Source organism: Sulfurimonas lithotrophica, from assembly GCF_009258225.1.
Taxonomy (GTDB): domain Bacteria; phylum Campylobacterota; class Campylobacteria; order Campylobacterales; family Sulfurimonadaceae; genus Sulfurimonas; species Sulfurimonas lithotrophica.
Window position 1 is genome coordinate 638,475 of the sequence record NZ_CP043617.1, and the last position, 11,873, is coordinate 650,347.

Genomic DNA, 11,873 nt, shown 5'->3' on the forward strand with positions numbered 1-11,873 from the left:
TCTTATACTACATTTAGTATCTAAGGTTAAGAAGCCTTTTGAAGGAGATGCCATGTTTGATAATACGAAACTTACAAAACACACTTCAGCTAGCGGTACTTCAAATAAGGACTGGTGGCCAAATCAGTTAAATCTTGATATTTTATCTCAACACTCTACTAAAAATAATCCTATGGATGAAGATTTTAACTATGCCAAAGAGTTTGAATCACTAAATCTTGAAGAAGTAAAAAAAGACCTTGAAAAAGTAATGACGACTTCTCAAGATTGGTGGCCTGCTGATTTTGGTCATTATGGACCTTTATTTATTCGTATGGCTTGGCATAGTGCAGGTACATACCGTACAGCCGATGGTCGAGGCGGCGGTAGCAACGGAAACCAACGCTTTGCACCTCTAAACAGCTGGCCTGATAATATAAACCTTGATAAAGCACGCAGACTTATTTGGCCCGTAAAACAAAAGTACGGTCGTAAAATTTCATGGGCAGATTTGATGATATTGGCAGGGAACGTAGCATTAGAGTCTATGGGTTTTAAGACATTCGGTTTTGGCGGTGGACGTGAAGATATTTGGGAGAGTGAAAAAGATATCTACTGGGGTATGGAGAAAGACTGGTTAGATGACAAGCGGTATGCTAACGAACATGAAAATCTCGAAAACCCCCTTGCAGCTGTTCAGATGGGTTTAATATATGTAAACCCTGAAGGTCCTAACGGGAATCCCGACCCTTTAGAAGCAGCCAAAGATATCCGTGATACTTTTGCAAGAATGGCTATGAACGATGAAGAAACGGTAGCCCTGATAGCAGGTGGTCATAGCTTTGGTAAGACACATGGTGCAGGAGATGCATCTCATGTAGGTCCAGAACCCGAAGCTGCATCTATAGAGGAACAGGGCTTTGGCTGGAAAAGCAGTTACGGCAGCGGAAAAGGAGCTGATACCATATCAAGCGGATTAGAGGTTACTTGGACTTCCACACCTACAAAATGGAGCAATAACTTTTTTTGGAATCTGTTTGGTTATGATTGGGAGCTTACTAAAAGTCCTGCAGGTGCACATCAGTGGATACCAAAACACGGTGCAGGAAAAGATGCTATACCTGATGCATTTGATTCTGCAAAGCATCATGCCCCGTCTATGCTTACAACAGATTTGTCTCTGCGTTATGATCCGGAATATGAAAAAATTTCAAGACATTTTTATTTGCACCCTGAAGATTTTACAGAAGCATTTTCTCGTGCATGGTTTAAACTTACCCACCGTGATATGGGACCGCGTTGTCGTTACCTTGGAGATGAAGTGCCAAACGAAGAGCTTATTTGGCAAGACCCGATTCCTTCTTTAGACCATGAACTTGTAAATGAGCAAGATATATCTTTATTAAAATCTAAAATAATCTTATCTGGATTAAGTATAGGGGAACTTGTCTCAACTGCATGGGCTAGTGCATCTACCTATAGAGATTCCGATAAACGCGGTGGAGCAAACGGTGCTCGTATTCGTTTTGAACCACAAAGAGATTGGAAGGTAAACAAACCTGACCAACTCTTAAAAGTTTTGGATATATTAAAAGATATTAAAAAAGAGTTTGATGAATCTCAATCAGGAAATAAAAAAGTATCTTTGGCTGATATGATTGTGTTAGGCGGATGCGCGGGTATTGAAAAAGCAGCTGAAAATGCAGGATATAAAATTACAGTCCCTTTTTTGGCAGGTCGTATGGATGCCTTGGCCTCACAAACAGATGTAAAATCGTTTGAAGTTTTAGAACCCGTTTCTGATGGTTTTAGAAATTATCAAAAAACAAAATACTCAGTACCGACTGAAGAATTATTAGTTGACAAAGCTCAGCTTTTGTCATTGAGTGCTCCTGAGATGACAGTCCTTGTAGGTGGTATGCGTATGTTAAATACAAATGTGGATGACAACGGATATGGAGTATTTACGGATAGAACTGAGACATTGACAAACGATTTTTTTGTAAACCTACTTGATATGTCAACCGAGTGGAAAGTTAGTCCTGATAAAGATGATATATATGAAGGGCATGATCGTTCAAGTGGCGAGATAAAATATAAAGCTACAAGAATAGACTTGATATTTGGTTCAAACTCTCAACTCCGTGCTATAGCTGAAGTTTATGCAAGCTCAGATGCAAAAGAGAAATTTATAAAAGACTTTGTATCTGCATGGACAAAAGTTATGAATCTCGACAGATTTGATTTAAAATGAAATCTGAATTTACAATTTTTGTAGATAAAAAACATTTTTGTTTCTACTAAATCTGCAAAATTGTAATTTTATAAATTTAATAATTATCTTTTATAAAAAAAGAGAAAAAATCTCCTAATTTAAAATCAAACCCCTAAAATACGACTCTTCAGACAAATTTACAAATTCTTTCAATCAAATAACTCATCTAGGGAACACTATATGTACTTGTAATAAGCGAAACCAAATTATTCAAGGAGAAGACGATATGGCTGAATTAAGACAAATCGCATTTTACGGTAAAGGTGGGATTGGTAAATCTACTACATCTCAAAATACATTGGCGGCAATGTGTCACTACTATGGACAAAAGATTTTAATTGTTGGTTGTGACCCAAAAGCGGATTCAACAAGACTTATATTACACGAAAAAGCTCAATCTACTATTATGCAACTGGCATCTGAAGCCGGTACGGTTGAAGATTTAGAGTTAGAAGATGTATGTAAACCGGGTGCTGATGAATTTCACCCTGATAATGAAGAATTAACTGAAGGTTACATTATGTGTACAGAGTCTGGTGGTCCAGAGCCAGGTGTTGGTTGTGCAGGTCGTGGTGTTATTACAGCTATTAACTTCTTAGAAGAAGAAGGTGCTTACGATGATGAGCTAGATTTCGTATCTTATGACGTTCTTGGGGATGTTGTTTGTGGTGGATTCGCTATGCCGATTCGTGAAGGTAAAGCACAAGAGATTTACATCGTTATGTCTGGTGAGATGATGGCTATGTATGCTGCTAACAACATTTCAAAAGGTATTTTAAAATATGCTAACACCGGTGGTGTTCGTCTTGCAGGTTTAATTTGTAATGCACGTATGACTGACCGTGAGTATGATCTTGCTAAACACTTAGCACAACAAATCGGTACTCAAATGATTCACTTCGTACCACGTTCTAACCACGTTCAACGTGCTGAGCTTAGACGTATGACTGTTGTTGAATTTGCTCCGTCTTCTGACCAAGCTATGGAGTATAAAGAGTTAGCTAGAAAAATCATTGCAAATGACTTAAAAGTTATCCCAACTCCACTAGAGATGGATGATCTTGAAAACTTACTAATGGAATTCGGTCTTGAAGAAGAAGTAGAAGAAGATGCAATCGGTCAAAAAGAGGCGTAAGTCATTTTTGAAAATTTAATATAAAAATAAAAACTAAAAAAGAAAGATATAGGAGAAAAATATGTTTATATGTGGTTATCATTTTCCGGCAAGTGAAGGAAACGACGTAGCTTTTGATAAAGTAATCGAGAAAGTTAATGAAGGTATTGATGCATCTGGTAAAACAGTTACATTAACAAGTGAAACAAGAGAAGGTGTTCAGTTAGAAACTATCGAAGTTCCGGCTGGTACTTTCGCTCATACTGCATTTGTTGATTATTATGAAGGAACTGAAGTTGATGGTGAGTTTAAAATGGTTTATTACACTAATAAATATCAAATTAGTGAAATCTCAAAATCAGTTGACGGTGATGCGACAAAAGATTTATGTAAAAAATTAGATGATATGAATCTATATAGAGTAAAAGTAGCGTAAGCCACTAGAGTGATACTTTTTAACAATTTCTTTGTTGAAACCTGCGTCGTTTACTCATAGTAAACTTCCTTGGTTTCGCATTGAACTTGAAAAAAATTATCTACTCTTCTTAGAGGTGAGTAAAATAAAATTAGAGAGGAAGGTTTAAATGGGACCAGAAACATTAGAAGCTTTACAGAAAGAAGCTATTGAAGAAGTTTTAGAGGTATATCCTGCTAAAGCTGCAAAAAACAGAGTAAAACACTTGGGTGTGGACAGCCCTGAGGGTGTAAAAGGTGCTTGTGACAAAACAAGAAGTAATAAACAAACCGTACCTGGTGTAATGAGTCAACGTGGTTGTGCTTATGCAGGGAGTAAAGGGGTTGTTTGGGGACCGATCAAAGATATGATACACATCTCTCACGGACCGATAGGTTGTGGTCAGTATTCACGTGGTGGTCGTCGTAACTACTATATCGGTACTACAGGTGTAGATACGTTTGTAACTATGAACTTTACAACTGACTTTAGTGAAAAAGATATTGTCTTTGGTGGAGATAAAAAACTCAAAAAAGCTCTTGAAGAGATTGATGAGTTATTTCCTTTAAACAACGGTATCTCTATCCAGTCGGAATGTCCAATCGGTCTTATCGGTGATGATATTCAAGCTGTTGCAAAGGTACATAAGAAAGAGAGTGAAAAACCGACTATCGCAGTTTCTTGTGAAGGTTTCCGTGGGGTATCACAATCACTTGGTCACCACCTTGCAAATGATGCGATTCGTGATGAAGTTATGACTGATGCGTCTGCTAGAGATGAATTTAAATCTACTGATTATGACGTAGCTATCATCGGTGACTACAATATCGGTGGTGATGCATGGGCAACTAGAATTCTTTTAGAAGAAATCGGTTTAAGAGTTATCGCTCAATGGTCTGGTGATGCTACTTATAAAGAGATGGCAATCGCTCCAAAAGCAAAACTTAACTTATTGCACTGTTACCGTTCAATGAACTACATCTCTCGTCATATGGAACAAGAGTTCAATATTCCTTGGATGGAGTATAACTTCTTTGGACCAAGTAAAACTACAGAGAGTCTAAGAAAAATTGCTGAGTTCTTTGGTAAAGAGATTCAGGATAAAGCTGAAGCTGTTATCGCTAAATATACTGCAATGACTGATGCTGTAATTGAAAAGTACAAACCTGTACTTGAAGGTAAAAAAGTAATGTTATATGTTGGTGGACTGCGCCCTCGTCACGTTATCGGTGCATACGAAGATTTAGGTATGGAGATTATCGGTACCGGTTATGAGTTCGCTCACGGTGATGACTATAAACGTACTAAAGAAGACATTGAACGTTCAACTTTAATCTATGATGATGTTAATGAATATGAGCTTGAAAAATTCGTTCACAAACTAAAACCGGATTTAGTGGCAGCAGGTGTTAAAGAGAAATATGTATTCCAAAAAATGGGTCTGCCGTTTAGACAGATGCACTCATGGGATTACTCTGGACCGTACCACGGGTATGACGCATTTGCAGTATTTGCAAAAGATATGGATTTAGCTATGAATTCTCCGGTTTGGAATCATACTAAAGCACCATGGGAAAAAGAAGAGGTAGGAGCTTAAGATGCAAGACGTAGAAAAAATTGTTAATGGTCAGAAACTATTCCTAAAAGAGGAGTACCAAACTTCATTAGCTAATAAAAAACAGTTTGAAAGTAGCATGGGTTCAGTTAATCCTGCTAAAGTTGAGGAAATTGGGGAGTGGACGAAATCATGGGATTATAGAGAAAAAAATCTTGCTCGTGAAGCTATTACGGTTAACCCTGCAAAAGCTTGTCAACCGCTTGGTGCGATTATGGCTGGTCTTGGTTTTGAGAACACTATGCCATATGTACACGGTTCTCACGGTTGTGTTGCATACTTTAGATCTTATTTTACAAGACACTTTAAAGAGCCGACTCCATGTGTATCTGACTCAATGAGTGAGTCTGCAGCGGTATTTGGTGGGTTAGCAAATATGAAAGACGGTTTACGTAACTGTAACGCTATGTATAAACCAGAGCACATTGCTGTTTCTACTACTTGTATGGCTGAGGTTATCGGTGATGACTTAAATGCATTCGTTCAAGGTGCTCGTGAAGAAGCTGAGGGTGAATTAGATAATTTACCTATCACTTACGCTCACACTCCATCATTCGTAGGTAGCCATATTACCGGTTATGACAACATGATGAAAGCTATGCTTGAGCAACTTAACCCTTCTAAAGCTGACAAAGTTGTAGATGAAGGTCGTATCAACATTATCCCTGGTTTTGAGCCGTACCTAGGTTCTTTAGCTGAGGTTAAAGAGATCTGTGCCCAATTCAGTGACAAAATCGTAATGATAGGTGACCACGAAGCACAATGGAATACCGGTGCCGGTGAATACCAACTATACGCTGGTGGTACTCCGATGGAAGTTGCTAAAACTGCTATCAATGCTGAGACTACAGTTTCACTGCAAAAATATTCTACAGTACAAACTGCTAAGACTATTAAAAATAAATGGAAACAAGGATATGAGACTTGTAATCCAATCGGTTTAGCCGGTACTGATGAGTTCGTTATGAAATTAGCTGAATTAACAGGTAAAGAAGTTTCTGATAAACTAAAAACTGAGCGTGCTCAACTTGTAGATGCTATGCAAGATTCTTATCCGTATATGCACGGTAAAAAGTTTGCAATTTTCGGTGACCCTGATTTCTTACTTGGTCTTGTTTCATTTATCGTTGAAATGGGTGGAATACCTACTCACGTATTATGTCACAATGCTCCAAGAAAAGGTTGGGAAGCTGATATGCAAGCTATCCTTGATAAATCTCCATGGGCTAAAGATTGTCAAATCTGGGCTGGCAAAGATTTATGGCACTTAAGAAGTTTACTGTTCACTGAGCCTGTAGATTTTATGATCGGTAACGTATATGGTAAAGAGCTTTACCGTGATACCGGTACACCGTTAATTAGAATTGGTTTCCCTATCTTTGATAGACACCACTTACATAGATATTCTATAAGTGGTTATAAAGGTGCGCTAAACCTTTTAACTTGGATTACTAATGGAATATTAGACCAGTTAGATGAAGAAACTAAAGATATCGGAGAGACTGATTACTTCTTCGATGCTGTTAGATAATAGTTTCAAAATTTTCATTCATTCCCCTTGTTAAGCCGGAAGATGTTTCTTCCGGCTTTTTTTTTAAATTTTAACTAAAATCTTAATTTTTTGAATTCTTATCATTGTATTTTCCATCACCAAACTGATTTTTAGCTGCTACAAAAATAATTACTGGTATAACAATAAACATAAAAATAAAAACTATCAAGCCATTCATTTTAGTTTTCCTTAGTCTTGTAATGCATTTTGTCCCATAGAAACTCCTGTGTCAACATCAAGTAAAGTTGAACTATTAGCTTGCGTTTTCATATATAAAATTTAAGTTGGATTTGATATGGAATTTTACTTATATTTATTAATATACACTCCACATCTAAAAATATGGAACGAGTGATAGAACTTTAAAGTTTATTTTAAATTTTCTTCATTTTTATTATTAGGTTTATGTTTAAAATTTAACTCTTCAATAATAATATCAAATAAATTTTCTTTTTTATAAAGCCTGTATATAATTAAAATTAAAATTAAAAACCACATATTAAAAACAATATCAAAAAAAGTTATGTTTCTTGAAGATTTTAATAAAATATATAAATCATTTAATTCTATTAACAATAACATCCATAATAAAATCATATCCATATTTTTTATTAAACTATTATGCATCTTATTTTCCATTAGTTTTTTGCATTTCATTTATCATACCGAAACCAGGACCTACAATTCCACCAGGAGGTCCTGCAACTCTCATACCTAGTCTAAACCCTTTATATGCACCTTTTAACATTTTATATAGAGGACTATTTTTAAATTTATCCCAAGGTTTATTGTCTGGATCTCCAAAAGCACGTTTATTTATAGGATCATTTTCACAATATAATCCTAACGGATCCACAAAGTTAACAGGGTCATTAAGAACATACCCATAAAGGTTAGTATCACCACCGCTAAAGTCTATTGGGTCTTTTGTAGTCCACTTAGCAGTAAATGGGTCATATTCTCTATAACCAAAGTGAACTAGGTTAGTATCTCTATCATGTAATCCACCTGCAAATCCAAACGGTACAGTGAAGTTTGGATTTGAATCATTTAGTATATTACCATAAGTATCGTATGTTATCTCTTTTACTACATTATGTTCTGCATCTACAACTACTCTTAGTGTTCTTGTTTGGTCGGTAACGCTGTTTATGTTTCCTTTTGCATCGTAAGTATAAATAAAAGGAGAAAATGGTTTTTGTGGTGGTTTACACATTTTTATTTCTCCTTTTTAGTTTATGTATGCATTCCACCTCTGGAGAGGTGGAACGAGTGAGACTCTTGATTATTTTCTAGTTTCTTTATATTTATAAAAGACATACAATAAAGAAAATAAACCAAATATTTCTATTAAGTAAAGTTCATATGGGTTTTTAGATATAAAATAAGCTTCATAAATTAAATATGAGTCACATGTAATAGCTATTAAAATCACAATACTATATACTTTCTGATATATTGTTTTTGCAGAAATAATAATTAAATATAATATACTGATTAATAATATGACACTATATAAATTATACTCATAACTATTCAATTCACTAAACCAAATTAGACTTAATAACTGAATTAAAAATATAAAGAAAAAAATAATTCTTATTACAAATTCAGCTGTAGAAATCAACTGCATTCTATTTTCCTTGAGCGTTATCATAGGCTTGCTTACCACCAAACATAACAGCCATACCGTAATATGGATTAGACATGAATAGATTTAAATCACATTCACGTTGAGATTTTGAACAATCAGAATAACATTCATCGTGTGCTTTACAAGCATCTGGAGAAATATCAGGAATCCAAGTAGCTGACTTACTTCCTTGTTCTCCACATATACCACCAAACGGACCAAATCCATAACCTGGTGCACTACCTTTACCATCCCCACCCATAGCAGCAGGAACACCTTTACCATTTAGTCTAGGATCTTGATATAGTCCTAACGGATCCACAAAGTTCACAGGGTCATTAAGAACATAGCCATAAAGGTTAGTATCACCACCGCTAAAGTCTATTGGGTCCTTAGTAGAGTAGTCCATTTAGGTGTGTACTTTCAAAATATTATTCATTTTCATAAAAGTTTCCAGTAATTAAGTTTTGGATTTGCATTTTGTTTATTGTAATATTATCATCAAGATTTTTATAATATACATATATATTCACATTATTTTTATTGCCATTTACTAAATACATTAACATACTATAATCATTATGATATAAACTTTTTTTCCAAGTTAAATTAAAAACATCACCTACAATATTTTTAACTTTTTTATTTTGCAAAATATATTTTTCAACTATCTTACGTTCACTAGAAAAAAAGTTTTGATAAAACTCATAACTTGATATTAAAATAAGAAAAAATATTATTATATAAAAAATTTTCATATGCTTGTTCATTAATAAAAACCTCCAACAACCCCTGCACTATATCCAATATTTAAGCCCCAACCACCCTGAGTATACGAAACTCCAGATTGATTTGAAATAAAATATTGTTGATTAGCAGTCATACCATATGTTCCGCTAACAGATAATGAAGAACCACCAAAATTAGCATTAGCACTACACTGAAGCCCTAAGTATGTACCATCCCCAGAAAGCCCAAGTCCATTATCTATTGGATTAAAGGATAAACCACCGCCTAAACCAATACCAAATCTATAATCCAAAAACCATCCATTAGTGCCATTACCAAAAGTGAGCCCACCACCTCTTCCAAAATAAACATCAAATGATAGTGACCATAACCCCTCAGGATCAACAAAGTTAACAGGGTCATTTAACACATACCCATAAAGATTTGTATCACCACCACTAAAGTCTATAGGGTCTTTAGTAGTCCATTTAGCAGTGTATGGGTCATATTCTCTATAACCAAAGTGAACTAAGTTAGTGTTTCTATCATGTAGCCCACCTGCAAATCCAAACGGTACTTTAAAGTTTGGATTTGTGTCTGAGAGTATATTACCATAAGTATCGTATGTTATCTCTTTTACTATGTTGTTGTTTGCATCTGTAACAAGTCTTAGAGTTCCTACTTGGTCATAGTGTAAGTAGTATGTTTGATTATCTTGTGTTAAAGATGTAGGTACACGCTCATCTGAGTAGTTGTATCTTTGTACTACATTATCATCTGCATCTAGTACAGCTAACAGTGTAGTTAGATTCTCCCAAAAGTATTTTTCAACTATAACTCCATTTACCTCTTTAGCTATTCTCTGGTTTAACGGGTTTAGGTGGTACTTTATAGTTGTACCGTCTTCATCGTAAGTGTAGTTAAAAGAAGAAATATTTTTTGGTGGTTTACACATTTATTTATCCTTTTAATTTGTATATATTCCAGATATTAAGAATAATGGTTACTTATTGTAAACAATTTATAAAAAAACTTATAAAAACCAATCCACTAACTAGAGATACAGCAATTTGATATTTCACAATTATATCTCTAAACTGACTTTCAATTCCTTCGTAAACATAAAATCCAAAACTATACACACATATTAAAATTACTGAAAAATAAAAGAAACATAAACTATTGTTAAATGTTTCATAGGATACAATGGAAATTATTGCCAAAATTGACAATGTCCAAGAGATATATTTATTATAAAAAATTTTTCTCATCATAATGGAGTCACCCATGAATAACATCCATCAATTCCGAATGAAGCACCAATTCCAAGACTAGATGCTGGTCCTCTAAAACCAGTTGAAAGACTTGCTCCAGAACTACTACCACTTAATGAAGCTCCACCACCTGATGTAGCAAACGCAACATCACCTCCAACTCCTCCACTAAATCCACTAGATTGGCAATCGTCTTCTACACCTGTACTAATTTCCAGTCCACCTCCTAAATATATACCCGGTCCTATCCTAGCACAAACTGTATGCACTTTATATAGTCTCCCATTAATTGTTTTTATAGCATAATGATAATGTGCACCTGCAATTAAAGCGTGTAATCCTGCTCCAAAACCACCAGAACCACTAACACCAACTTGTAACCCCTCAGGATCCACAAAGTTAACAGGATCATTAAGAACATAGCCATAAAGGTTAGTGTCGCCACCACTAAAGTCTATCGGGTCTTTTGTAGTCCATTTAGCCGCATATGGGTCATATTCACGGTGACCAAAGTGTACTAAGTTTGTATCTCTGTCTGACAATCCACCTGCAAATCCAAACAGTACTTTAAAGTTTGTATTTGAATCATTTAGTATATTACCATAAGTATCGTATGTTATCTCTTTTACTATGTTGTGGTTTGCATCTGTAACAAGTCTTAGTGTTCCTACTTGGTCATAGTGTAAGTAGTATGTTTGATTATCATGTGTTAGGCTTGTAGGTACACGCTCATCTGAGTAGTTGTATCTTTGTACTACATTATCATCTGCATCTAGTATAGCTAACAATGTAGTTAGATTCTCCCATAGGTATTTTTCAACTATAACTCCGTTTACCTCTTTAGCTATTCTTTGGTTTAACGGGTTTAGGTGGTACTTTATAGTAGTACCGTCTTCAAGTGTAACACCCGTTAGAGTTCCATAAGTGTTGTAAGTGTATGTTGTAGTGCCTAAGCTATTTTGTTTACTTACTAGTTGACCGTCTTCATCGTAAGTATAAGTATTATCTCCATATACTTCTGTTTGATCATCTAGTGTGTAGTAAGCCGATGTAGTTACACCGTTAACTGTTGCACTTACTCTGTTACCGTTTGCATCGTAAGTATAAATAAAAGGAGAAAACGGTTTTTGTGGTGGTTTACACATTTTTGGTTTCTCCTTTTTATCTAGTTTGAATTTATTCATTTCCACTTGTACAGAGTAAAGTGGATTTTCAACCTCAGGGGGTGTAATTAAAAATAAGTAATGT

The 11,873-nt window shown here is 35.2% G+C and carries 11 protein-coding genes; 5 read left to right on the forward strand and 6 right to left on the reverse strand.

Annotation, left to right across the window (positions count from 1 at the left end):
- The first annotated feature begins 52 nt into the window (after positions 1 to 52).
- The 5 genes from katG to nifK all read left to right on the forward strand — a co-directional run bounded on the left by katG (position 53) and on the right by nifK (position 6,968).
- Positions 53 to 2,233, forward strand: coding sequence for a catalase/peroxidase HPI (gene katG / locus FJR48_RS03350; RefSeq protein ID WP_152306749.1), 2,181 nt, complete (start codon positions 53 to 55; stop codon positions 2,231 to 2,233).
- A 247-nt stretch (positions 2,234 to 2,480) separates the two neighbouring features.
- Positions 2,481 to 3,389, forward strand: a complete 909-nt coding sequence (gene nifH, locus FJR48_RS03355; protein WP_152306750.1) for a nitrogenase iron protein — start codon at positions 2,481 to 2,483, stop codon at positions 3,387 to 3,389.
- Positions 3,390 to 3,450: 61 nt separating this feature from the next.
- On the forward strand, positions 3,451 to 3,804 hold the full coding sequence (locus FJR48_RS03360; RefSeq protein WP_152306751.1) for a hypothetical protein: 354 nt from the start codon (positions 3,451 to 3,453) through the stop codon (positions 3,802 to 3,804).
- Positions 3,805 to 3,952: 148 nt separating this feature from the next.
- Positions 3,953 to 5,419: a nitrogenase molybdenum-iron protein alpha chain gene (gene nifD, locus FJR48_RS03365; protein ID WP_152306752.1), complete on the forward strand. Its 1,467-nt coding sequence runs from the start codon at positions 3,953 to 3,955 to the stop codon at positions 5,417 to 5,419.
- 1 nt (position 5,420) lies between these two features.
- The gene (nifK, locus tag FJR48_RS03370) at positions 5,421 to 6,968 is read left to right on the forward strand and encodes a nitrogenase molybdenum-iron protein subunit beta (RefSeq protein WP_152306753.1); all 1,548 of its coding nucleotides are present in this window, start codon (positions 5,421 to 5,423) and stop codon (positions 6,966 to 6,968) included.
- Between the two features lie 390 nt (positions 6,969 to 7,358).
- Here nifK and FJR48_RS03375 read toward each other — a convergent pair whose 3' ends face one another.
- From FJR48_RS03375 to FJR48_RS03400, 6 genes are all read right to left on the reverse strand, one after another.
- A complete protein-coding gene (locus tag FJR48_RS03375) occupies positions 7,359 to 7,628 on the reverse strand; it encodes a hypothetical protein (RefSeq protein WP_152306754.1) in 270 nt (89 codons plus the stop codon).
- A complete protein-coding gene (locus tag FJR48_RS03380; protein ID WP_152306755.1) occupies positions 7,618 to 8,205 on the reverse strand; it encodes an RHS repeat domain-containing protein in 588 nt (195 codons plus the stop codon). Before FJR48_RS03380 ends, FJR48_RS03375 begins: the two co-directional genes overlap by 11 nt.
- A gap of 418 nt (positions 8,206 to 8,623) precedes the next feature.
- Positions 8,624 to 9,031 (reverse strand): RHS repeat-associated core domain-containing protein, encoded by a 408-nt coding sequence (locus tag FJR48_RS03385; protein WP_152306756.1) that lies wholly within the window; start codon positions 9,029 to 9,031, stop codon positions 8,624 to 8,626.
- Positions 9,032 to 9,053: 22 nt separating this feature from the next.
- Positions 9,054 to 9,392: a hypothetical protein gene (locus tag FJR48_RS03390; RefSeq protein ID WP_152306757.1), complete on the reverse strand. Its 339-nt coding sequence runs from the start codon at positions 9,390 to 9,392 to the stop codon at positions 9,054 to 9,056.
- Positions 9,392 to 10,306 (reverse strand): RHS repeat-associated core domain-containing protein, encoded by a 915-nt coding sequence (locus FJR48_RS03395; protein ID WP_152306758.1) that lies wholly within the window; start codon positions 10,304 to 10,306, stop codon positions 9,392 to 9,394. Before FJR48_RS03395 ends, FJR48_RS03390 begins: the two co-directional genes overlap by 1 nt.
- 315 nt (positions 10,307 to 10,621) lie before the next feature.
- Positions 10,622 to 11,770, reverse strand: coding sequence for an RHS repeat-associated core domain-containing protein (locus FJR48_RS03400; protein WP_188108613.1), 1,149 nt, complete (start codon positions 11,768 to 11,770; stop codon positions 10,622 to 10,624).
- Positions 11,771 to 11,873: the final 103 nt, after the last annotated feature.